The sequence below is a fragment of the Novosphingobium sp. AAP1 genome (assembly GCF_001295765.1).
GTDB lineage: Bacteria > Pseudomonadota > Alphaproteobacteria > Sphingomonadales > Sphingomonadaceae > Novosphingobium > Novosphingobium capsulatum.
In genome coordinates this window covers 25,206-47,174 of record NZ_LJHO01000001.1, presented here as the reverse complement: position 1 = coordinate 47,174, position 21,969 = coordinate 25,206, and the positions used below count along the sequence as shown (strand labels likewise).

Here is a 21,969-nt window from a genome sequence, read left to right as displayed (position 1 = left end):
GGTCAGCCGTTGACCACGGTGCCGCCATTGGGGTGAAGCACCTGCCCGCTCATATAGCTGCCATCGGCACAGGCCAGGAACAGGAACGCCGGCGCCACTTCGTTGGGTTCGCCCGGCCGGCCCATCGGCGTATCCTCGCCAAAGTGGCGCACCTTGTCCGGATCATCGCCGCCCTGGGGGTTGAGCGGGGTCCAGATCGGGCCGGGTGCCACGGCATTCACGCGAATGCCCTTGTCCACCAGGTTCTGGCTGAGCGAGCGGGTAAACGCCGTGATCGCACCCTTGGTCGCGCTATAGTCCAGCAGTTGCGGCGCGCCCTTGTACATCGTCACGCTGGTGCAATTGATGATCGCACTGCCGGCGCCAAGGTGGCCCACTGCGGCCTGGACCATGTGGAACATGCCAAAGATATTGGTGCGGAACGTGGCATCGAGCTGTTCCGGGGTAATATCGCGAATGTCCGTTGCCGGGTGCTGCTCACCGGCATTGTTGACCAGCACGTCCAGCCGGCCAAAGCGATCGATGACCGCGTCCACCGCCTGCTGGCAGAATGCGGGATCGCCCACGTCTCCTTGCAGGGTGATCGCCCTTGCGCCTTCCTGGGCGACGATGGCGGCGGTGTCCTGCGCGTCCTTGCTGTCCTGGCGATAGACGATCGCCACGTTGGCCCCCTCGCGGGCAAACAGCGCGGCCACCGCTCGGCCAATGCCGCTGTCGCCACCGGTAACGATCGCCACCTTGCCAGCCAGGCGTCCCGAGCCGGGATAGACCGGCTGCCATTTCGGTTCGCGGTTCAGCGCCTGCTCCTGCCCCTGGCGATCGGGCGCGGCGGCGGTGCCGGCCTGGGCATCGGCGGCCTTGGCTTCGTGTTCGGGCGGGGTCTCGCCCAGCTTGCCCAGGCTGGCGGGGTGCGACGTGGTCATGAAAGATGGTCCTTGCAGGGGGATAAGGCGCACGCGAGGCGCACGCGGGATGCCTTAAAAACCCCGAAAACAAGAAAAGGTGGCAAGGCTTTACATATGTGAAGAAGGGCATGTGACAGTCATTTCATAAGGCTGCCGACGGCGCGGAAGGCGCGCCCCAGGTTTGAGGATGCGATGTTGCCGCGCCACTGCGATGCCCGTTCTGGCGTGTACCCCTGCTTCGCTTGCGCCATGTCTCTCGTGACTGCCGCCGTGACTGCTGCCGGAACGCGCATCACCGCCTTTGATCTGCCTTGAGCCTGCCTTCGATGCTGTTCAATGCCCTGGCCCGGCGCCTGTCATGCTGCTTTCCGCTGGACGAGAACGACGTGCGCGCGGTGGAACGGCTCTGCGCCGTCCCGCGTCGCCGCGTGGCGGCGCGCCGCGAGTTCCTGCGCGAAGGCGACCGGCCCGGCCACGTGCACGTGCTGCTGGAAGGGTGGGCGTGCCACCAGGTGATGCTGCCCGATGGCCGCCGCCAGATCACCGCATTCCATCTGCCCGGCGATATCCTGTGGCAACCGCTGGGTGAGGCGCGCATGGACTTTTCGATCCTGGCACTGACCCCGGCGATCATCGCACCAATCCCGACCAGCGCGTTGGAGGCGGTGGCCAAGGCCCACCCCGCCATTGCCACGGCGCTGGCCTTGCAAAACCGCGTGGCAGAGGCGGTTTTGCGGCGGTGGCTGGTCAACGTGGGGCAGCGCGCCGCGTTCGAGCGGATCGGCCACCTGTTCTGCGAATTGCATCACCGCCTGCATGCTATCGGTTTGGCCCAGGGCAACGGTTTTGCCTTTCCGGTCACGCAAGTGGAACTGGCCGAGGCGACCGGGTTGACCCCGGTGCACGTCAATCGCGTGTTGCGCGACATGCGGCGGCAAGGCCTGATCGATCTGGAAAACCGCGTGCTGCGCATCCTGCAATTGCGGGCCTTGGCACAGCATGCGCTGTTCGACCCTGCCTATCTTGAGCCGCACGGCCACCACAGCGCCGCGCCGAGCCCATGAAAAAGGCCGGCCTTGCCAAAGGGCAGGGCCGGCCTTCCCGCGCGAACCTGGGCGGTATGACGCGATCAGTAGGGGTAGGACACGCCGTAGTGCGAATGGACCCGGCGGCCATAGTCAATGTCATGGACCGGTTCTTCGGTGGCCTGGTAGTGCGGGGCGGATTCCAGGGTTTCGCGGCTCAGGTTGACGACATAGCCGCCCTGGCCGCTGTCATAGTTCAGCGTGTTCCAGGGCAGCGGGTAATAATCGCTGCCAAAGCCAAGAATGCCGCCGAATTGTAGCACGGCATACTCGACGGTGCCAATGCGCTTGTTGACCATGAAGTTGTGGATCGAGCCGAGACGCTCGCCATCGGGGTTATAGACGGCCGTGCCGTCCACCTTGTTTGAGGCGATCAGGCGGGTGGTTTCATCGGTGGCAATGCTGCCAGACATGGCGCTCTCCTGCATAGAGGTTTACGCCATCAACTGCTCGGCCGATACGATGGGGCCGGTGCCAGGGGCAGGCCGTGCCCCCCTTGCGCCGGGCAGAGCGGCATGCTGATCCATGCAAGGATTGCGTGTCGTGCACCGCCCAGCAGCGCAAAAAGAAAGGGCGGCCATCACTAAGGATGCCCGCCCGTCATGGTTGGAAAAGGCAAGAAGGCGCTCAGACCGCGATGGCGGCCAGCAGCTTTTCGCCGTAGCGTTCGTCGGCCGGATCGAAACCGGCAAAGACCTTGGCCGGCTCGGACGTCAGGATCACATCGCGCAGGCCCGAGAGGCGGAACGTGCCGAGCTTTTCCTCGACCGGGGCCACGCCATCGCGATCATGCACGACAGCATCGATGTGCGGCGCGCCGTGGCGTTCGAACAGGGCATGCGGTGCCAGTGTCACGTTGCCGCGATTATAGACCGCGCGCACGCACAGCTTGTTGGCGATGGCAAAGCCCAGCATGTGCACCGACTGCTCGATATCGGGCGCGCTATCCGCCGTTTCGGGAGTTCCCGAGGAATTCTGATTCTGCTGCATCGCAACACACTAGGATAATCGCGGGTTCAGGGCAATCGTGTGAACGGTTGCGCAGGGCGCGCCACAAATTCCAAAACGAAACAGGCGCAGGGCAACCCGCATATTTTGCTATTGCAATTGATATTCATTATCAATAAACCGATCGGGCAACGGGCATGACCCTCTGCCCGCTTGCGGATGGCTGGCTGCCGTCCTGATCTCCCTGAACTTTTGGCGGGGCGCCGCACTTCGCCCCGCCAACTTTTCAGATATCGCTCAGCTTGCGGCGGGGAGGGAGGCTTGCACCACCTGCTGGTCAATCGCGCCAAACGGCGTGCTGCCATCGGCGCCGCGCGCCTCCATCCGCACATGATCCCCGATCGCCATGAATGCGGTGGCCGGCTTGCCAGCGGCGATGATCTCGATCGCGCGGCGTTCTGAAATGCAGCTTGAGCCCACGCTGGCATATTCCGGGTTCGATACCGTGCCCGATCCGATCACGGTGCCGGCGACCAGATCGCGTGTCCGGGCGGCATGGGCCACGAGTTCGGCAAAACTGAAATCCATGGCGCGGCCATTGGCGTGACCGAACGGCGCTCCGTTCCAATCGACCACAAGGTCCAGCGCGACGCGATTGTCATGCCAGCCTTGACCCAGCGCGGCGGGCGGCACGGCAAAGGGGGCCATGCTGCACGCGGGCTTGGCCTGAACCCAGCCGAACCCGGTCTTCATCTCGATCGGGGCCAGCGTGCGCAACGACCAGTCATTGATCTGCACCACCAGCTTGATGTGTGCGGCGGCGTCGCGCGCGCTGGTGCCCATCGGCACCGCGTCCACGATCACGCCAAATTCGCCTTCGAAATCGATGCCATGGGCAGGATCGGCAAAGGGCACCGGATCAGTCGGGCCATAGAAACGGTCCGACAGGCCCTGGTACATCAGGGGCAGATCGGTTTCGATCGGCGGCATGTTGAAGGCCACCTGCATCAGGTCACCATGCGTGCCAAAGGCCGAACCATCGAGCCATTGCCAGCTGCGCGGCAGCGGCGCGGCGAGTTGCGCGGGATCGAGCGGCAGACCGGCGCCATCGGCCAGCTCGCTGGCGAGCGCGGCCAGCGTGGCTTCCGCGCTGCCCCAGTTCTCGATCGCGGTCAGCAGGTTGGGCAGGGCAGGGCCGGCAGGCAGATAGCGGGCGGCAGCGGCGCAGACGACCACCAGCTGCCCATCGGGCGTGCCATTGCGCAAGGTTGCCAGGCGCATCGCGGTCATTCCTCGATGATCGCGACGGCGCGGGTCCACCCGGCCGATGCGCCCTGGATCTTGTGCGGGAAGCAGCTGACAATGAATCCGTGCGGCGGCAGGCTTTCCAGGTTGTGCAGCTTTTCCAGGTGGCAATAGCCGATGTCGCGGCCCGCCTTGTGGCCTTCCCAGATCAGCGAGGTATCGCCGGTTTCCTTGACCTTTTCCGCCGTATAGCTGAACGGCGCGTCCCAGCTCCAGGCGTCGGTGCCGGTCACCTTCACGCCGCGCGTGGTCAGGTACATAGTCGCCTCATAGCCCATGCCGCAGCCCACGTTGACGAAATCCGGGCGGCCCAAGGCGCCACCGGCGGCCGTGTTGACCAGCACGATGTCGAGCGGCTGCAGATCGTGGCCGATGCGCGCCAGTTCGTCTTCCACGTCTTGCGCGGTGACCACATAGCCATCGGGAAAGTGCCGGAAATCCAGCTTGACCCCGGGTTGGAAGCACCATTCGAGCGGCACTTCATCGATGGTGATGGCGCGCTTGCCGCCGTCCATGGTGGGGTGGAAATGCCAGGGCGCATCGAGATGCGTGCCGTTGTGCGTGGTGAGCTTGACCCACTCCGCCGCGGCAAAGCCGGCGCCATCGATGGTGTCTTCCTGTGTCACGCCGGGAAAGAAATGGCCGAGTTCGCCCACGGTGTCGGGGTGGGTCTGATAGGTGATCTCGGGGCGCATGAATGGTGGGTCGCTGACCACGTCGTTGCACAGGGTGATCGACAGGTCGATGAAGCGGCGGGCCATCGGGGGGATCCTCTCTTTGCGATGCCGGCGGAGCATGCTGGTGCATGCGCCGCCGGCATCCTGGTCTTGTCAGGCGTAGTGTATCAGGCGGTATGGCCGCCCAGGGTTTCGGCAAACCAATCGGCCAGCAGATCGCGGCCATACGACATGTTGTCGGCCCCGACATGCTCCACGCCACCTTCGCGCGGGGTGAAGATCACCTTTTCGCGGCGCGGCGAATTGACCAGCTGGTCATAGAGATCATCGGCATAGGCCACGCTGATCTGGCGATCGTTGGCCCCGTGGGTGACCAGGAACGGCACCTTGATGCGATCGATGTGGCCGTTGAGGTTCATCGCTTCGGACTTGGCGAGGAAATCGTCCTGGTCCTTGGCGCCGAATGCCCAGTGCACGTGTGCCCAATAGTGCGGCACGGGGTTTTCGCCCTCGCGTGCCATGCGCTTGTCCTGCACTTCGCGCCAGTTGTGGTTGGCACCCCACACCGCGCCCGAGGCAAAGCGCGGTTCATAGGCAACCGCGCGGGGGGCAAAGTGCCCGCCCAGCGAAATGCCGGTCATGCCGATCGCCTTGGGATCGACTTCGGGCTGCTGCTCCAGCCAGTCCACCGCTCGCGAAGCCCAGCTTTCCGAATGCGGATCGACCGGCAGGTCTTGCAGGCGCAGCGTTTCGCCCGAGCCGGGCTGGTCGACGCACAGCGTGGAAATGCCGCGGCGTGCCAGTTCGGTCGGCAGGTTGGTCCAGTAGAGCAGTTCCTTGCAGCTATCGAGGCCGTTGCAGAACACCACCACCGGCTTTGCCCCTTCGCCCGGCGCGCGGGTAAACAGGGCCGGCATCGTGCCGTTTTCCAGCGGGATTTCCACGCGCTGGCGGTTGATCTTGCCCAACTGGGTCGACTTGTCGAACGCCGCGCGCGCCTTGGCGTAGGTTTCCTTGCGCCCCGGCGCGCCATGGCCCTGCATGCGCTCTGCGGTGAACAGATAGAGCGAAGCGCGCTCCAGCTTGTTCGATGCCGAGAGCATGCGACCCTTGGCTTCGTCCTCGCCAGCCAGTTCCAGCAGCTTGTCGCCCATGGCGACCCAGGCCTTCATGAACTGCGGCGTGCCGGCGTCGGCACCGTTGGCCGCCGCGTCCTTGATCGGCTGGCACATGTCGACGATTTCGCCGATGCGGCCACCCGATTCCATCGCGATGGCAACCGACAGGTTCCAGATGTAGTTCGGAAAGTATTCAAACAGCGCCATGACGATCAAACCCCGGCCGGCTGGAACAGGCGCGCGTCGGGCGCCGGATGCGGCATGGTCTGCGGGCCGCCCACGCCAATGCCCCACTGGTCCATGATCGAGGGCGCCGGCACATGGACCTGGGCCTCGTGCGTTTCGAAATCGACCTGGTCCAGGTCTGCGGTGTATTCCACGGCAAAGCCGGCGGGCGTGGTGAAATAGCTGAAGGTGTTGTTGCCGGCGGTGTGGCGGCCCGGGCCCCAGCGCAGATCGGTGCCGCGCTTCTTGAGGCGGCTGGCGCCGCGCATCATGTCGTCCACCGAGAGCATGTCATAGGCCACATGGTTGAGGCAGGGCGGCCCAGGCAGGATGGCAACGCGGTGGTGGGCTTCGTTGCAGCGCAGGAAGCACATGAAATCGCCCAGCCAGTCAGAGACCTTGAAGCCCAGCACATCGGTAAAGAACTTGACCATTGCCTGGTGATCGGGCGAGTGCATGACGATATGGCTGATCTTGACCGGCACGCCTTCCCAATGCGCGAGCGTGCGCTTGTCGCCACGGGCGACATCGGCCGAAATCTCGAACGGCAGGCCATCGGGCGAGAAGAAGCGGAAGCCATAGCCGCCACCCGGCGCATCCATCGTGGCAGGGGCATGGATCACCTTGCAGCCGGCAGCGATGATCTTGTCGTGCAGCGCGTCCACATCGGCCGGGGTGTCGGCGGCAAAGGCGATCACTTCGACGTGGTTCACCTCGGCCTTGTGCAGGCGCACGACATGGTGTTCGTCATGGCCCTGGGCCTTGAACCACACCATGTCATCGGTGGCGGCCACTTCGTCCAGGCCCCAGTCATCGGCGTAAAAGGCGCGTTCGGCGTCATAGTTTTCGACGCCATATCCGACATAGCGGATTTCGGTTACTCGGCTCATCGCTTGGCAATCCTTGGCAAGAAGGCAAAAAAGATCAGATCGGTTGGGCGACCATGGCAAACATCTCGGCCGTGGCCTTGTGATTGTCGATCGGCGGGCCCTTGCCCAACTGGCCCATGCAGATGGCGAGCGAGCTTTCGACGATATAGCGGCAGCGTTCATAGCGCCGGGCGCGATAGGCGCTGAACGCCTCTTCCACGCTGTCGGCCGCGGTCAGTTCCTCGGCCAGCACCAGGGCATCCTCGATCGCCATGCCGGCACCCTGGCCCAGGTGCGGGGTCGTGGCGTGGACGGCATCGCCCAGCAGAACCACGTGGCCCTTGTGCCAGGGGCCATGGATCATCATGCCTTCCAGCGGACGATAGACCACGCCGTCATCATCGGTGATCTGGCTGGCGAGGGCCTGGATCTGCGGCGCGGCGCCAACCAGCTTGCCGCGCATCGCAGCGGCCAGCCCCTCGCGCGGATAGCGCGGGTTGTCCGGCTCGGGCGTGGTGACGTACATGTAGATCGTGTCGCGCGATACCGGCACCAGGCCAATGCCGATGCGGCCGTTGTAGACGTGCAGCGCATCGAGATCGGCCGGGCGGGGGAAGTTGTAGCGCCACACCGCCTGGCCCGTGAACTGCGGCTTTTCCGCATCGGGCAGGATCATCTGGCGGGTCTGCGAATAGACGCCGTCGGCGCCGATCACCACGGCATAGCGCGCGGTGCTGCCGTCGGACAGCGTCACGTCCACGCCATCATCGGCTTCGTCCAGCGCGGTGACCGTCAGGCCCAGGCGGATGTCGGCGCCCAGTTCGCGGGCGCTGTCGCCCAGCACCTTCTGCAGCGCGCGGCGGCCAATGCCCACGTTCGACGGGCGTCCTTCGACCAGCGACGGGGTGGGCACGCGCGCCACGCGGGTGCCATCGGGCACATAGATTTCCACCGCGTCAAATCCGCAGGCGGCATCGAGGAAGGCATCGAGCACGCCCAGCTGTTCCATCGCGCGTACCACGTTGGACTGCTGGATGATGCCCACGCCATAGACCGACCAGGTCGGGTCTTTTTCAATCACGGTGACACGGTGGCCGGCGCGGCGCAGCGCGATGGCGGCGGAAAGGCCGCCGATTCCGGCGCCCACCACAAGCACGGGCAAGTCTTGCACGTCAGGTCTCTCCCCAAGGGCTGGTTATGACCTGCATCCTAGGGGTGAATACGAATTTGGATACTAGATTGTTTTGATCATCATCCATCCATGGAATGGATCAACTGCGATAGGCCACTTCGCGCAGGCGGGCCATCAGCCAGCGCAGCCCCTCGTCGCTGCTGCGCGTGCGGTGATATTGCACCATTTCGCGCATCGGCTGAAACGCGAACGGCAGCGGCGCCATCGCCAGCGGAAAGGCCGCGACCAGGCGGCGGGCCAGCCGCTCCTGAATAACCGCCAGGCGCTGCGTGTCCATCAACACCCACGGGATCGTGCTGAACGAAGGCACCTCGATCTCGATCCTGCGTTCCAGTCCCATCTGGTTGAGCTGGCGATCGGCAAAGGCATGATCGCGCAAGGCGCCGATCCGCACCGAGACATGGCCGGCGGTCAGAAATGCCTCCAGGCTGGGGCCGCCATCGGCAAAGGCGGCGTTGTGGCTGGAGCCGATCACCACGTGGCGTTCCTCGCACAGCAATTCGCTGGGATGGTCCGACAGGATGAATTGCTCCGGTGCGATCAGCAGGTCGGCGCGTCCTTCGCGCAGTTCGGTATGGGCAGCGTCGCTGGGCAGCACCAGTTCGATGCGCAGGCCGGGCGCCAGGCGCGGCAAGGCCTGCAGCAGGGGGGCAAGCACGGCGGTCACGACATAGTCCGACGCCACAAGGCGGAACGTGCGCTGCGTGGTTGCCGGATCAAACCGGTTGGAGGCCGCCAGCATCGCCTCGACCGAGCGCAGGGTATCGCGCACCTGTGGCACCAGCGCCTCGGCAAAGGCGGTTGGGTACATGCGCTTGCCCTGAACCACCAGCAGCTCGTCGGCAAAGTATTCACGCAGGCGGGTCAGCGCCGCGCTCATCGCCGGCTGGCTCAGGTTCATCTGCCGTGCGGCGGCCGAAACGCTGCGGCTTTCCAGCAGCACGTCGAAGGCGGCCAGAAGGTTGAGATCGAGACCTTTGAAACGCATCTGCCATTCGTCGATAGTTTGAAGGAAGATCGATCCATAGCGTGGATCGATCGCCCTGTCTGCGTTGTGCGCGCTGTTTTCACCGCGTGAAACGCTGGCTGCCGCTGGCCGTGGCGCGCGGGCGGGTCGGGGGATACACCCTAAAGGGCAGGGCACGCGCAGGCACAAACGCGCGGCCCGGCAGACAAGAGGGGATGATGACAAGGTCCATGCTGATCATGCTGGCGGCTGCCCTGCCGCTGCCGGCGACGCCCGCGCTTGCCCAGCAGGGAGGCGCTCCGGCTGTGGCTCTACCCGTGCGCCAGGCACTGGGTAAAGTCTTGCCCCAGCGTAGCCCGGAACAGGTCTATGCCAAGGTTTGCGGCTATTGCCATGGCCGCAACGTGGGCCCGATCATCCTGGGGCGTGGCCTGCCGGCCGAGGCTGTCCGCTATATCGTGCGCCATGGGCAAAACGCGATGCCGGCGTTCCGCCCCACCGAAATTACCCCCGCCGAACTCGATGCCCTGTCGCAATGGGTTTCGCAAAGCCCGGCCCGCAAGGAGGAGCACGGACAATGAGCCTCGATCTCGATCGTCGTGGCCTGCTGGGCGCCGGCCTGGTCGGTGCTGCCAGCATCGGCCTGGGCACCGGGGCCAGCGCCGCCAGCCCGGCACCGCTCGCCCCGGGACGCAGCATGGCGGACTTTACCGGCGCGATGAAGGCCTTTCGCGGTGTCGTCGGGGCGGAATGGGTATTCGGCGATGAAGACGCCGTGGCCCCCTATGAAAAGGCCTATATCCCCGATCCGGCGCACCGTTACAAACCGGTGGGTGCGGTCTGCCCGCAATCGCTGGAAGAAGTGCAGGCGATCGTGCGCATCGCCAACCAGTATCGCCAGCCGCTGTGGACCGTCTCGACCGGCAAGAACATGGGCTATGGCATGACGTCTCCGGCCACGCCGGGGCAGGTCGTGCTCGATCTCAAGCGGATGAACCGCATTCTGGAGGTCGATGCCGAGCTTGGCACCTGCCTGCTGGAGCCCGGCGTCACCTATCAGCAGCTCAAGGACTATCTCGACGAGAACAAGATCCCGCTGTGGATCGATGTGCCCACGGTCGGCCCGATCGCCTCGCCGGTGGGCAATACGCTCGATCGCGGGGTGGGATACACGCCCTATGGCGAACACTTCATGTTCCAGTGCGGCATGGAAGTGGTGCTGCCCAGTGGCGAGGTGATGCGCACCGGCATGGGCAGCATCAAGGGCAGCACGGCCTGGCAGGCGTTCAAGTGGGGCTATGGCCCCTATCTCGACGGGCTGTTCACCCAATCCAACTTTGGCATCGTTACCAAGATGGGCATGTGGCTGATGCCCAGGCCGCCGGTCTACAAGCCGTTCATGGTGCGCCATGGCGACATGGCCGACGTGCCCCGCATCATCGAGGCGATGCGCCCGCTGCGCGTGTCGAACCTGGTGGCCAACTGCAACCTGATGATGAGCGCAAGCTACCAGCTCGCCATGTTCAAGCGGCGCAACGAGATCGTGCCCGATGGCGCCCCGCTCGACGATGACAGCGTCAAGAAAGCGGCCAAGGCCAATGGCCTGGGCATGTGGAACACCTATTTCGCGCTCTATGGCACCGACCAGACGATCGCGGGGGTAGAGCCGATCATCCGCGCCAGCCTCACCGCCAGCGGCGGCGAAGTGCTGACTGCGGCCGAAATGGGCGACAACCCGTGGTTCCACCACCACCAGACCCTGATGCAAGGTGGCCTCAACCTCGACGAGATCGGCCTGTTGCGCTGGCGCGGATCGGGTGGGGGTCTGGCCTGGTTTGCGCCAGTGGCCGCAGCGCGCGGGGTGGAGGCACAGCGGCAGACGGCGCTGGCGCGCGAAATCGTATCGCGCCACGGCTTCGACTATACCGCCGCCTACGCGATCGGCTGGCGCGACCTGCACCACATCATCGCCCTGCTGTTCGACAAGGCCGATGCGGCCGAGCACCAGCGCGCCGATGACTGCTACAAGGAACTGGTGGTGCGCTTTGGCGCACAGGGCTGGGCCAGTTATCGCACCGGGGTCAATTCGATGGACCTGGTGGCGCAGCAATATGGCGAGGTGAACCGCCGCTTCAACGCAACGCTCAAGCACGCGATCGATCCCAACGGGATTCTCGCGCCTGGCAAATCGGGGATCATCTGATGCGTTTTACCGGAAAGACCGTGGTGATCACCGGCGGCGCCACTGGCATCGGCGCGGCCACCGCCGCCGCCTTTGCCCGCGAAGGGGCCGCCGTGGTGATCGGCGACTGGAACGAGGATGCGGCCCGGATCGCGCAAGCCATCGTCGATGCCGGTGGCCGCGCCACCTTCCGCAAGGCTGACGTGCGCGATGCGCGTGTCCATGCCGATCTCGTGGCCTTGGCGCTCGATACCTATGGTTCGCTCGACATGGCGTTCAACAACGCCGGCGTGCTGCCGCCGCCGCTGCCCTTCCATGAAGTGCCGCCCGAAAACCTCGACCTGATCTTTGATGTCGATATCAAGGGCGTATTCTATGCCATGCAGGCGCAGATCCGCCATTTCCTCAGCATCGGCGGCGGGGCGATCGTCAATACCGCCTCGGTCGCCGGGCTCGTCGCCGATCCCAACATGGCGCACTATGTTGCCGCCAAGCATGCCGTCGTGGGCCTGACCAAGGCGGCAGCCGTGGAATATTCGGCGCGCAATATCCGCATCAACGCCATCGCGCCGGGCTTCATCGCCACGCCGATGACGCAGGCCTGGCTCGATAGCGACGATTTCAGGCAGGCGTTCTTTGCCCACAACGTATCGGGCCGGGCCGGCGCGCCCGAGGAAGTGGCCGGCACCGTGCTGCACCTGTGTTCCGATGCCGCCAGCTTCTGCAACGGCGCGCTGTTCGTGATCGATGGCGGGCAGACGGCGCATTGAAAAACGTCCGCGCGTGGAAGGAGACCTCTATCATGAAGATGCCTATGTTCATGTTGGCCGCAGCGCTGCTGGGCGCGACACCGGCCCTGGCCCAATCGGCGGAAAAACCGCTGCAATACGAGGTCATTCCCACCGGCCCGATCAGCATGTTTGCCAATGTCACCCTGATCAAGGGAGACAAGAACGCGGTGTTGGTCGACGTGCCGTTTGCCCGATCCGATGCCTATCGCGTCGCTGCTGCCGTGCTTGATAGCGGCAAGCATCTGCAGACCATCGTGATCACGCACGATCATCCCGATCACTTCTTCGGGCTGGATGTGCTGGCCGATGCCTTTCCCGATGCGCAGATCGTGGCCAATCCGGTGGCGGCGCGCGATATGGCCCGGTCCATCCCGATCAAGTTCAAGCGCTGGAGCGGGCAATTGGGCACCAACGCGCCCCGCCGCCCGGTGCAACCGGTGGCGATGACCGGCGACAGCATCGACCTGGACGGGCATCGCCTGCAGGTACTGGGGCCGATGCAGGGCGATCATGTCGATTCGACCGTGGTGTGGGATGCCCAGGCGCGCACCCTGGTGGCGGGTGACGTGCTCTACAATGGCGTGCACGTGTGGCTGGGTGAACATACGCCGGCGCGCTATGCGGCCTGGCTCGCCACGCTCGACCGCCTCGATGCGCTGCATCCGGTGACGGTGATCGCTGGGCATCGCCACCCCGGCGCGGCCAACGACAATGGCGCGATCGGCTGGACGCGGGACTATATCAAGACGTTCGTGGCCGCGCGTGCCGCCAGCCATTCGTCGGCAGAGATCGCTGCGGCAATGAACAAGGCCTATCCCGACGCGACCGAGGTCTATGGCGGGTTCCTGCTCGGCACCTCGAGCAAGGTGGGCGCAGGGGAAATTCCGCCGTGGGATGAGTGACGGGGGCGGCGGAGCGTAGGGCCCCGGATCATGTCCGGGGCCCTATTTATCCCGATCTGCCCAGCCTGATCAGGCCAGCGCCGCGGCGATATAGCCGTCGATGCACTGGTCCAGCACTGGCAGCGGCATTGCGCCGGGCAGCAGGCCGGCATCGTGGAATGTGCGGATATCGAACTTGCTGCCCAGCGCCGCGCGCGCCTTGGCACGCAGGCGCAGCCAGTCGAGCTTGCCCAGCATGTAGCTGCACGCCTGGCCCGGCCACACGCAATAGCGCTCCACTTCGGTGATCGCCATGGTTTCGGGATCGCCGATCGTGTCGGTATAGAACTTCACCGCCTGTTCGCGGCTCCAGCCCTTGGCGTGCATGCCGCTGTCCACCACCAGGCGCACGGCACGGAAGATGCTGTCGTGCAACTGCCCGACATGGCCGAGCGGGTCGTTTTCATAGACGCCCATTTCCACCGCGAGCTGTTCGGCATAGAGCGCCCAGCCTTCGCCATAGCCGGAAAAGAACTGGATCTTGCGCAGCGTCGGCAGTCCGGCTTCCTGCGCCAGCGAGAGCTGCAGATGGTGGCCCGGCACGCCTTCGTGATAGGTCAGCGTGGGCAGCGTCCAGCTCGGCACTTCGGCAGTATCGCGCAGGTTGATGTAATAGGCGCCCGGGCGCGTGCCGTCGAGCGAGCCATTCTGGTAATAGCCGCCCGGCGCGCCAGCCTCGGTGGCCTTGGGCACGCGGCGGATGTCCAGCTTGGTCTTGGGCAGAGTGCCGAAATACTGCGGCAGGCGCGCTTCCATCGCCTCGACCTGGCGGTTGAGGTCGGCCAGCAGCTTGTCCTTGCCTTCGTCGGTATTGGGATAGCGGAACTTGGGATCGTCATAGAGCGCGCGCAGGCGTTGGCCCACGGTGCCCTGGGTATAGCCCTGGCTCTTGAGGATGGCATCGGCCTGCGCGCTTTGCTGCGCGATCAGTTCCAGGCCGGTGCGGTGGATTTCCTCCGGCGCCATGTCGCTGGTGGTATAGCTCTGCAGCGACAGGCGATAGAGTTCCTCGCCCTTGGGCAGGCGGGCGACCCCGGCGGTGTGCACCGCCTTGGGCTGCAGGCTTTCCATCAGCGCGATCTGGCGATCGAGCGCGGGCTGCACGCGCTTGGCCACGATCGCTTCGGCGCGGGCCTGCCACTGGCCGGGGATGTGCTGCTCCGCCGTGCGGTGGACGATCGATGACACCATGTTGGACTGCGCCGCCGGCACGTCGCGCAGCGCCTTGAGCTGGGTGAGGGCCTTGGCCAGGATGAAATCGGGCGGCACCACGCCGGCGGCCACGTCGTGGCGCACGGCGGCACTGTCCTGGTCGATCGCGGTGGCAAAGGCGTCCAGCCGCGAAAGATAGGCATCGGCATCGGCGGTATTGGCGATCGTGTGCTGGCTATCCAGGAAATCGGGGATCTGCTGATAGCAGCCGGTCAGCTGCGTGACGACATAGGGCGAACCGACCGTGGCAAAGGTGCGGTTCATCGTGTCGTTGAGCTGGGTGGAATAGAGGATGCTGGCATAGTTCCAGCGGTTGTTGCCGGTCAGCTTGGCGGCATCGATCTTGCGCAGCGCAGCCAGATCGCGCGCGGTGCGGGCCTTGGCATCTTCCCACGCGTGGAGCGAGCGATCATCGAGGCGCGCCTTGGCGCCGGCATGCGCGCCGCTGTCCACGCCCAGCCCGGTGGCCATTTCGGGCGAATGCGCCAGCTGATCGGCCAGCATGCTGTCGAACAGGGCATTGAGCCGCCGGTCTTCGCCGGAACTGGAAGCCGCATCGTCGGCAGGCATGGTGGAAGCGGTGGTTGCGGCGCGGGCAGTGCCCAGGCTCGACAGGGCGGCCAGCCCGGCGCTGGCGGCGCCGGCCTTGAGGATGTGGCGGCGGTTCATCGGCAAGTCCGTTACAAAGTGGCTGCCGCGCCCGTATTGAGGGGGGCGCCGGGCGCGGCAGCGGGGGGGAAGGGCTGCCACAGCAATGGCAACCACCTTCGCGCGATAGCGGATGGTTGCGGTTGAAAGCAAAGACGCTGGTCGATCCCAGCATGTCGTTGGCCGATCGCGAACGGGATATCGCCCTGGTTGCGATCGGCCACGATGGGTCTCGCGATCAGGCGACCTGGGCGTTGCGGGCGCGCTGCCGCCGCAGGAAATGGGCGCTGACACAGGCGGCAAAGACCGCCAGGCTCAGCGCCACCTGCAGGCGTTGATCGGGCATCATCGCCATCATCACCAGCACGGCGATGATCCCGCCCACCGCCGTCCACGAAATCACGGGAAACGCCCAGACCTTGACCGTCAACTGCTCACCGGCCGCATCAAGCCGGCGGCGCAGGGCGATCTGGCCCAGGGAAATCAGCAGATAGACGCACAGGATCGTCGCGCCCGACGATTGCAGCAGGAAGGTGAACAGCGCATCGGGCGAAAATACCGAAGACAGCACCACGGCAAAGCCGGCCACGCCCGAAACGATGATGCCCAGCGCCGGCACACGCCGCGGCGAAACGCGGCCGAACGCTGCCGGGGCATCGCCGCGCTGCGCCATTTCAAACAGCATGCGCGAGGTTACGTAGATCGCCGAATTGAGGCACGAGACGATCGCGGTAAAGATCACCGCACCGATCACCGCTTCCGCGCCGGGCACCTTGATGATCGACAGTGCCGCCACGAACGGTGACTTGCCCGAAATCACGCTATCCCATGGCAGGATCGCCAGAATCACCGCGATCGAGCCGATGTAGAAGAACATGATGCGCAAGGTGACGGTGCGCGCCGCGCGCACGATGTTGCGCGCCGGGTCTTCGGTTTCCACGGCAGCGATGGTCGCCACTTCCGAACCCATCATCGAAAAGATCACCACCGGAATGGCGGTGAACGCCGCGCCCAGCCCCATGGGAAACGCGCCGCCATGGCTGGCAAAACCAGCCGTCAGCCGCGCCAGGCCCGGCCCGAAGCCAAAGATGTAAGCCAATCCCAGCGCCATGAAGCCGATGATCGTGATCACCTTGAGCGAGGCGAACCAGAACTCGAACTCGCCATAGGTCTTGACCGAGAACAGGTTCACCAGCGTCATCGCGGCGATCAGCAGCGCGGCCAGCGCCCACATCGGCAGGGGAATGAACGGCATCAGCATGTTGGCGCCGGCGATTGCCTCCACCGCGATGGTGATCACCCAGAAATAGTAATAGAGCCAGGCCGTGGTGAACCCGGCCCAGGGGCCGAGGCCCAGCGCGGCATAGCCGGTGAACGAGCCTACGCCCGGGCGCGCCATGGCCATCTCGCCCAGCATGCGCATGATCACGAAGACCAGCATGCCACATAGCGCATAGGTCAGCAGCACGGCCGGCCCAGCAATGTGGATCGCCGCGCTCGATCCCACGAAGATCCCCGCGCCGATGATGCCCCCGATTGAAATCATGGCGACATGGCGCGGCTTCAACGAATGGGCCAGCGCTTCGCCGGGGGGAGATGCAGACATGATCAGTGGCTCGCTTTCTTGGCAGACTGTTGCGCCTGGTAACCCTGGCGCTGCTGGTCGATCAGATAGGCATGGATGGCCTCGACATCGGCCTTTGTCACCACATCATCGAACCGGGCCATGCCCATCGGTGCCAGCGCGCCTTTCAGCACGATATCGTTGAAGCTGGCATGCACTTCGGGCGGCAGGCGCGATAGATCGGGCGTGACACCGGGCGTGCCCAGCACGTGGCAGCGCGAACAGTTCTCGGTGAACTTGTCCTCGCCCCGGGCGATCAGCGCCGGGCTGGCCTTGCCCGGCGGCGGCGGCAGGTAGGGCGGAACCTCGCGCTTGTCGGGCATCGGCACCGCGCCACCGCCCAGCTTGAACACCAGGATGCGGTTGGCGTTGCGGTTGGCATAGGCCGCGCTCGATGGCGGGATCGGGAACGTGATGCCCGATCCGCCATAGCCGGCCTGGACCGCCACATATTGCACGCCGCCTATCTTGTAGGTCATCGGCGCGGCCATGATGTGGCTGCCGGTCTGGATGGTCTTGATCGGCGCGCCGGTGCGCGCGTTGTAGATCCACAAGCTGCCATCGCCGCGCCCCTGGAACACCAGGTTGCCCGCCGTGCTCAGCACCCCGCCGTCATAGCCGCGCACCCCTTGCGAGGTAACGCGTTCCCACACCACTTTCCTGGCCACCGGATCCCATGCGCGCAGCACCTCGCGCACCAGTTTCACGCCAGGGCGCTCTTTCTGCAGATCGTCTTTGGCGGGCAACGGCCCGAACACGCGCTTGAGCGCGGCGGGATCATAGAGATCGTCGGGGAAGATCCCGTCCGACGAGAAGAAGCCTTCGAGATGGGTGAGGGAGCCGCCGTTGGCCTTCATGTTGAGCAGCACGTTGCCGGCATCGATCGCGGGGATATAGACCAGGCCGGTCTGCGGGCTGAACGACATCGGGTTCCAGGTGTGCCCGCCGGCCCACGAAGGATAGACGTTCTTCGGGCTTTTCGAATAGTCGGCATGCTCGGTAACCAGCGGCCGGCCGGTGGCAAGGTCCACGCCCTTGGCCCAGTTCACATAGGTGAACGGATCAGCTGACAGAAGTTTGCCCGTTTTCAGGTCCAGCGTGTAGAAAAAGCCGTTCTTGCAGGCCTGCATCACCACGCGGCGGGGCTGGCCAGCGATGGTCAGGTTGGCAAAGACGAACTTCTGGACCGCATCATAGTCCCATTCGTCACCCGGCGTCGTCTGGTAGTACCAGTTCATCCGCCCATTTTGCGCGCTGACCGCAATGATCGAGGCGTTGAACAGGTCATCATGCCGCACCCCGTCGGCCGAACGCAGATAGGGCGAGGCGTTGCCGGTGCCGAACACGATCTGGTCGGTTTCCGGATCGTAGGACAGCCCGTCCCACACCGTGCCGCCGTTCTGGGTGCGGCCATCGCGGTTGGGCCCCCACGATTTGGCCGCCATGGCCAGTTCGGGATGCTCGAACGGCTGCCCGGGTGCGGGCGGCACGGTGAAGAAGCGCCATTTGAACGCACCGGTCTTGATATCCCAGGCCGAGATATAGCCGCGCAGGTCGCCATCGCCGATATCGGCCCCGGCATTGCCGATCACCACGGCATCCTTGGTCAGGATCACCGCGCCGGTAGAGGCATAGGGCTGCTTGTGGTTGATGATGGTATCGGCAATCCAGCGGGCCTTGCCAGTCTTGGCATCGATCGCGTGCAGCCGCCCGTCTTCCGACGCAACGAACACCGTGCCATCGCGATAGGCGATGCCCCGGTTGACCACGTCGCAGCAGGCATTGCGGCCCCACTGCCCATCCACTTCGGGATCATATTGCCAGAGCAGTACGCCGGTGGCGGCGTCGAGGGCATAGACATTGCCCCAGATGCCAGAGGTGTACATCACCCCGCCCACCACCAGCGGCGTGGCCTCCTGCCCGCGTTCGGTGCCCATGTCGTAAGACCAGGCATAGCCCAGCGTGGCGGCGTTGGTTTCGTTGATATCGGTAAGCGCGGAATACCAGGTGCCCGCCGTGTCACCCCCGGTCAGCGGCCATTCGGCGCCGGCAGTGGGCGCCGCCGCGCGATCAGCCTCCGTATTTGGCGTATCAGCCCGGGCGCTGGTGCAGGCGTTGAGCATCAGGGTGCCGCCGCCCATGGCGGCAGAGGCAAGCAGGATCAGGACAGCCTGGCGCAGGGTCTTCATGGGCCTCACTTTCCGGTGGGGCAGGGAACTTGGCAAGATAGATCACAGTCTATCCACAGCTGCAATCGCCTCGCCGCCCCACGTGGCCCGGATGCGCCATGGCCGTCATCATGTCTTGTCGAAACCCGGGCCGAACCCGTCACAGGTTCGGCCCGGGCATGGGTCAGTTGCCGAAGTTGATGCGGGCGGTCAGGCCCCAGGTGCGCGGCTTGCCATAGACGCTCAGCGCATCGCCCCAATAGAGCGAGCCGTCGAAGGCGTAGGAGCGATAGACCCGGTTGAACAGGTTGTTGACGAAGAACGCCAGTTCCAGCTTGCCGCCCGCCGGGATCACGCCGATGCGGGCATTTTCCACGTGATAGGCGCCTTCGCGCTCGTCTGGCGCGCAGAGCACCGAGAAGCAGAACTTGCCGGTGTAGAGCGCGTCACCCTGCAGCGAGACGCGCGCGCCGCCCATGCCGAATTCATAGCGGATCAGGGCGTTGCCGGAAAAGCCCGGCGCTTGGGGCAGATCGTGGTTCACGACTGTCACGCCATCAGGCAGCAGCACGTTCTTGACCTTGCTGTCTTGCACCGCGGCCGAAGCCTGGAGCGTGAACCCTTCGATCGGGTGGGCGGTCAGTTCGGCTTCCACGCCCTTGATGGTGGCAGGCAGGTTGCGCACCAGTTGCGTATAACCGACCTGAACATAGGCCTGGTAGTTCTTGTAATCATAGTAGAATGCCGCAAGGTTGAACTGGATATTGCGGCCGATCTTGGTCTTGAGGCCCACTTCATAGTCGTTGAGCGTCTCGGGCCGGTAGGGAATGTTGTTGAGCGTATCGATCAGGGCCTGACCGGGGAACGGCGTGCCGGTGGAGAACGTGAACCCGCCCGACTTGGAGCCGCGGTTGTAGCTGGCATAGAGCAGGGTATCGGGGCCGGGCTTGTAATCCAGCTCGGCGCGGGCAGTGACGCCGTCATAGGTGGGTGAGGCGGCCGCTGGCGTGACCGTGATGCCGCTGGCTTGGGCTGCGCCGGTGGGATCGAAGAAGTTGATACCGCTGGGGCCCCAGTTGACGGTGAGGCCCGAAATTGCCTCTGCCGCGCGGTACCAGGCCAGCTTGCTGTCGCGCCAGTAGCGGGCGCCCAGGATCAGCTTCCAGTGATCGTCGAACTTGTATTCGTCCTGCGCAAAGACCGCGAAGGACTTGGTGCGCTGGTAGAACTGCACGGTGGGATCGTACTGGTCGAACGGCGTGGCATACTTGGCGCCATAGTTGCCGGTCAGCAGCATGCCGAACGCGCCCATGGTCAGGTAGTTGTTGCCGAAATGGGTGGCGGCGCGCAGTTCCTGCGTGATCTGCTGGGTGCGGGCGCGCTGATAGAAGATCGTGCCCGAGGCATAGCAGGTGACGCTGGGCGCGCTGGCGCAGGGGCCAGTGGTGAAGGGCGGCAGTGCGGCCCCTTCCACATAGGGCAGGCCGGGCACGCCATCATCGCTTTCGATATAGAACTTGGCGAGGTTCTGGTAATCGGTGATCGACGTGACGTCGAACGCGCCAAGCTTGGCTTCCAGGCGCAGCGTGGCGGCAAACTGCTTGCGGTTCACATAGTTTTCGCCCGCGCTATAGGTCTGCCACGGGTTGCCGCCCTGGGTGGCGGTGATCGCCGGGTTGGCATAGCCATTGGCGACCGAGCCGGGCACGCCGCCGTTGTACGACGTGCCGCCATAGTTGTTCCAATAGTCGCAAACCTGGTTGGCCGCCAGGAATTCGCCCTGGAACTGGGCATTGGGGCAAGCCGGGGTCAGGGTATAGACGCCAGCCTGGCGCTCGTGATCTGCCTGGGTATAGCGCACCGTCAGGCGGGCGCGGAAATCGCTGGTGGGATCCCACTGCAGGATGCCGCGCGTGGCCCAATGGTTGTTGGCGCCCAGATTGGCCCCGCCGGGCAGCAGGTTCTTGATATAGCCGGAATCGCGATCATACACGCCCGAAACACGGGCCGAGAGCGTCTGGGTCAGCCCGCCGGTGACCGCGCCTTCGAAGATCGACTGGTTGAAGCTGCCGGTGGTGGCAGAGAGATAGCCGCCGAACTCGTGGCTGGGCTGGTTGGAAATGAACTGCACCGCGCCGCCGGTGGCATTGCGGCCAAACAGGGTGCCCTGCGGCCCGCGCAGCGCCTCGGTGCGGGCCAGGTCAAAGATCGGGAAGCCGGCCGTGGTGATCGAGGCCGCGTAGCTGTCGTCCTGATAGACGGCAACCGGCGGTTCCTGCTGGTCGCCATAGTCGTTCTGCGACACGCCGCGAATGTTGAACACCACCTGGCTCGAGCCATAGGCGTTGTATTTCAGGTTGGGGATCGCGCGCACGATATCGGTGGCGTTGTTAATGTTGAGCGCGCGCAAGTCCTTGGCGGAAATGACCGAGACGGCGATGCCCACGTCGTTGAGCTTCTGCTCGCGGCGCTGTGCCGTCACCACGATGTCGCCCGTGCCGTTGTCGGTCTGTGGGGCGGCGGCGGTTTCGGCCGGGGCCGGGGCGGGCGCCTGGGCCTGGGCCAGGCCGGGGATCAGCGCCGTGGCGGCCAGCGCCATGATGCGGATGCCCGATCGGCCATGGCGCGCACGCGCACCAAAGTGTTGGAGAACAGATTTTTGATTCAGGACAGTGCCCGAGAATACCAGGTGACGCATGACAGCTTCCCTCCAAGCCGGCCCCTCGTTCGGGGGCACAATACCTGCACCGGGATCGTGCATCAGGAACGCAGGCGCAGCAAGCCTTCAGCAACAGTGGAAAAGCTTTCTTCCGGCCTTGTGGGATTACGGTATCATAAAGATCAAGTATATGATTTTAGGATATAAAATTAACTGCACCAGTTTTGCTTGGTAATAACACCTACTTACTACTCTCATTAACTTGCCTAATGCCCTACCGTGCCGGGCGCCGTGGCGGCAGGGCCGGGTGCGCGGGTTCGAAATGGCGCGGTGGCGGGACTCGAAACGCCGCGCACCCCGACCTTGGGGCAAGCATTATTTCTAATCCCTCGCATTAGTTTCCAAAATGGTGTGGCACCGTGATTGCGCCGGTTCCCGCGCTGGAATAGCCCT

At 64.7% G+C, this 21,969-nt stretch carries 18 protein-coding genes; 5 read left to right on the top strand and 13 right to left on the bottom strand.

Going from position 1 to position 21,969, the window contains the following annotated elements:
• Positions 1-2 precede the first annotated feature (2 nt).
• On the bottom strand, positions 3-923 hold the full coding sequence (locus tag IP65_RS00215; RefSeq protein ID WP_082349676.1) for an SDR family oxidoreductase: 921 nt from the start codon (positions 921-923) through the stop codon (positions 3-5).
• 293 nt (positions 924-1,216) lie between these two features.
• Here IP65_RS00215 and IP65_RS00210 point away from each other — a divergent pair, with 293 nt between their 5' ends.
• Positions 1,217-1,969: a Crp/Fnr family transcriptional regulator gene (locus tag IP65_RS00210; protein ID WP_133726787.1), complete on the top strand. Its 753-nt coding sequence runs from the start codon at positions 1,217-1,219 to the stop codon at positions 1,967-1,969.
• 65 nt (positions 1,970-2,034) lie between these two features.
• Here IP65_RS00210 and IP65_RS00205 read toward each other — a convergent pair whose 3' ends face one another.
• From IP65_RS00205 to IP65_RS00170, 8 genes are all read right to left on the bottom strand, one after another.
• Positions 2,035-2,403 carry a PRC-barrel domain-containing protein gene (locus IP65_RS00205; RefSeq protein ID WP_054130355.1) on the bottom strand — a complete coding sequence of 123 codons (369 nt, stop codon included), beginning with the start codon at positions 2,401-2,403 and terminating at the stop codon, positions 2,035-2,037.
• 214 nt (positions 2,404-2,617) lie between these two features.
• Positions 2,618-2,980 carry a WYL domain-containing protein gene (locus tag IP65_RS00200; protein WP_231627456.1) on the bottom strand — a complete coding sequence of 121 codons (363 nt, stop codon included), beginning with the start codon at positions 2,978-2,980 and terminating at the stop codon, positions 2,618-2,620.
• Between the two features lie 255 nt (positions 2,981-3,235).
• On the bottom strand, positions 3,236-4,219 hold the full coding sequence (locus IP65_RS00195; RefSeq protein ID WP_054130354.1) for a fumarylacetoacetate hydrolase family protein: 984 nt from the start codon (positions 4,217-4,219) through the stop codon (positions 3,236-3,238).
• Between the two features lie 5 nt (positions 4,220-4,224).
• On the bottom strand, positions 4,225-5,004 hold the full coding sequence (locus IP65_RS00190; protein WP_054130353.1) for a cyclase family protein: 780 nt from the start codon (positions 5,002-5,004) through the stop codon (positions 4,225-4,227).
• 83 nt (positions 5,005-5,087) lie between these two features.
• The gene (locus IP65_RS00185; RefSeq protein WP_054130352.1) at positions 5,088-6,245 is read right to left on the bottom strand and encodes a S9 family peptidase; all 1,158 of its coding nucleotides are present in this window, start codon (positions 6,243-6,245) and stop codon (positions 5,088-5,090) included.
• A 5-nt stretch (positions 6,246-6,250) separates the two neighbouring features.
• A complete protein-coding gene (locus IP65_RS00180) occupies positions 6,251-7,153 on the bottom strand; it encodes a VOC family protein (protein WP_022675207.1) in 903 nt (300 codons plus the stop codon).
• Between the two features lie 34 nt (positions 7,154-7,187).
• Positions 7,188-8,303, bottom strand: coding sequence for an FAD-dependent oxidoreductase (locus IP65_RS00175; RefSeq protein WP_054130351.1), 1,116 nt, complete (start codon positions 8,301-8,303; stop codon positions 7,188-7,190).
• Between the two features lie 100 nt (positions 8,304-8,403).
• Positions 8,404-9,312: a LysR family transcriptional regulator gene (locus IP65_RS00170; RefSeq protein WP_022675209.1), complete on the bottom strand. Its 909-nt coding sequence runs from the start codon at positions 9,310-9,312 to the stop codon at positions 8,404-8,406.
• A gap of 209 nt (positions 9,313-9,521) precedes the next feature.
• On the opposite strand from IP65_RS00170, the gene IP65_RS00165 reads away from it, so the two are divergent.
• The 4 genes from IP65_RS00165 to IP65_RS00150 are packed head-to-tail and all read left to right on the top strand — an operon-like array spanning position 9,522 to position 13,166.
• On the top strand, positions 9,522-9,872 hold the full coding sequence (locus IP65_RS00165; RefSeq protein WP_054130350.1) for a cytochrome c: 351 nt from the start codon (positions 9,522-9,524) through the stop codon (positions 9,870-9,872).
• Positions 9,869-11,494 carry an FAD-binding oxidoreductase gene (locus tag IP65_RS00160; protein ID WP_022675211.1) on the top strand — a complete coding sequence of 542 codons (1,626 nt, stop codon included), beginning with the start codon at positions 9,869-9,871 and terminating at the stop codon, positions 11,492-11,494. Before IP65_RS00165 ends, IP65_RS00160 begins: the two co-directional genes overlap by 4 nt.
• A complete protein-coding gene (locus IP65_RS00155) occupies positions 11,494-12,243 on the top strand; it encodes an SDR family NAD(P)-dependent oxidoreductase (RefSeq protein WP_054130349.1) in 750 nt (249 codons plus the stop codon). The genes IP65_RS00160 and IP65_RS00155 overlap by 1 nt, the downstream gene beginning before the upstream one ends.
• 32 nt (positions 12,244-12,275) lie before the next feature.
• Complete coding sequence (locus IP65_RS00150) at positions 12,276-13,166, top strand: MBL fold metallo-hydrolase (protein ID WP_022675213.1); 891 nt, start codon at positions 12,276-12,278, stop codon at positions 13,164-13,166.
• A 69-nt stretch (positions 13,167-13,235) separates the two neighbouring features.
• Here the strand turns inward: IP65_RS00150 and IP65_RS00145 are convergent, their stop codons facing one another.
• The 4 genes from IP65_RS00145 to IP65_RS00130 all read right to left on the bottom strand — a co-directional run bounded on the left by IP65_RS00145 (position 13,236) and on the right by IP65_RS00130 (position 21,555).
• Positions 13,236-15,086, bottom strand: a complete 1,851-nt coding sequence (locus IP65_RS00145; RefSeq protein ID WP_054130348.1) for a DUF885 family protein — start codon at positions 15,084-15,086, stop codon at positions 13,236-13,238.
• 217 nt (positions 15,087-15,303) lie between these two features.
• Positions 15,304-16,671 (bottom strand): amino acid permease, encoded by a 1,368-nt coding sequence (locus IP65_RS00140; RefSeq protein ID WP_054130347.1) that lies wholly within the window; start codon positions 16,669-16,671, stop codon positions 15,304-15,306.
• A gap of 2 nt (positions 16,672-16,673) precedes the next feature.
• Entirely contained in the window at positions 16,674-18,878 is a 2,205-nt protein-coding gene (locus IP65_RS00135; RefSeq protein ID WP_054130346.1) for a PQQ-dependent dehydrogenase, methanol/ethanol family, read from the bottom strand.
• A gap of 163 nt (positions 18,879-19,041) precedes the next feature.
• The gene (locus IP65_RS00130) at positions 19,042-21,555 is read right to left on the bottom strand and encodes a TonB-dependent receptor (protein WP_082209000.1); all 2,514 of its coding nucleotides are present in this window, start codon (positions 21,553-21,555) and stop codon (positions 19,042-19,044) included.
• Between the last annotated feature and the right edge of the window lie 414 nt (positions 21,556-21,969).

What these genes read in the sequence shown, in the direction of transcription:
- IP65_RS00215 (WP_082349676.1), bottom strand. Translation starts at nt 923, where the DNA reads ATGACCACGTCGCACCCCGCCAGCCTGGGCAAGCTGGGCGAGACCCCG.
- IP65_RS00205 (WP_054130355.1), bottom strand. Translation starts at nt 2,403, where the DNA reads ATGTCTGGCAGCATTGCCACCGATGAAACCACCCGCCTGATCGCCTCA.
- IP65_RS00200 (WP_231627456.1), bottom strand. Translation starts at nt 2,980, where the DNA reads ATGCAGCAGAATCAGAATTCCTCGGGAACTCCCGAAACGGCGGATAGC.
- IP65_RS00195 (WP_054130354.1), bottom strand. Translation starts at nt 4,219, where the DNA reads ATGCGCCTGGCAACCTTGCGCAATGGCACGCCCGATGGGCAGCTGGTG.
- IP65_RS00190 (WP_054130353.1), bottom strand. Translation starts at nt 5,004, where the DNA reads ATGGCCCGCCGCTTCATCGACCTGTCGATCACCCTGTGCAACGACGTG.
- IP65_RS00185 (WP_054130352.1), bottom strand. Translation starts at nt 6,245, where the DNA reads ATGGCGCTGTTTGAATACTTTCCGAACTACATCTGGAACCTGTCGGTT.
- IP65_RS00180 (WP_022675207.1), bottom strand. Translation starts at nt 7,153, where the DNA reads ATGAGCCGAGTAACCGAAATCCGCTATGTCGGATATGGCGTCGAAAAC.
- IP65_RS00170 (WP_022675209.1), bottom strand. Translation starts at nt 9,312, where the DNA reads ATGCGTTTCAAAGGTCTCGATCTCAACCTTCTGGCCGCCTTCGACGTG.
- IP65_RS00165 (WP_054130350.1), top strand. Translation starts at nt 9,522, where the DNA reads ATGCTGATCATGCTGGCGGCTGCCCTGCCGCTGCCGGCGACGCCCGCG.
- IP65_RS00160 (WP_022675211.1), top strand. Translation starts at nt 9,869, where the DNA reads ATGAGCCTCGATCTCGATCGTCGTGGCCTGCTGGGCGCCGGCCTGGTC.
- IP65_RS00155 (WP_054130349.1), top strand. Translation starts at nt 11,494, where the DNA reads ATGCGTTTTACCGGAAAGACCGTGGTGATCACCGGCGGCGCCACTGGC.
- IP65_RS00150 (WP_022675213.1), top strand. Translation starts at nt 12,276, where the DNA reads ATGAAGATGCCTATGTTCATGTTGGCCGCAGCGCTGCTGGGCGCGACA.
- IP65_RS00145 (WP_054130348.1), bottom strand. Translation starts at nt 15,086, where the DNA reads ATGAACCGCCGCCACATCCTCAAGGCCGGCGCCGCCAGCGCCGGGCTG.
- IP65_RS00140 (WP_054130347.1), bottom strand. Translation starts at nt 16,671, where the DNA reads ATGTCTGCATCTCCCCCCGGCGAAGCGCTGGCCCATTCGTTGAAGCCG.
- IP65_RS00135 (WP_054130346.1), bottom strand. Translation starts at nt 18,878, where the DNA reads ATGAAGACCCTGCGCCAGGCTGTCCTGATCCTGCTTGCCTCTGCCGCC.
- IP65_RS00130 (WP_082209000.1), bottom strand. Translation starts at nt 21,555, where the DNA reads ATGCGTCACCTGGTATTCTCGGGCACTGTCCTGAATCAAAAATCTGTT.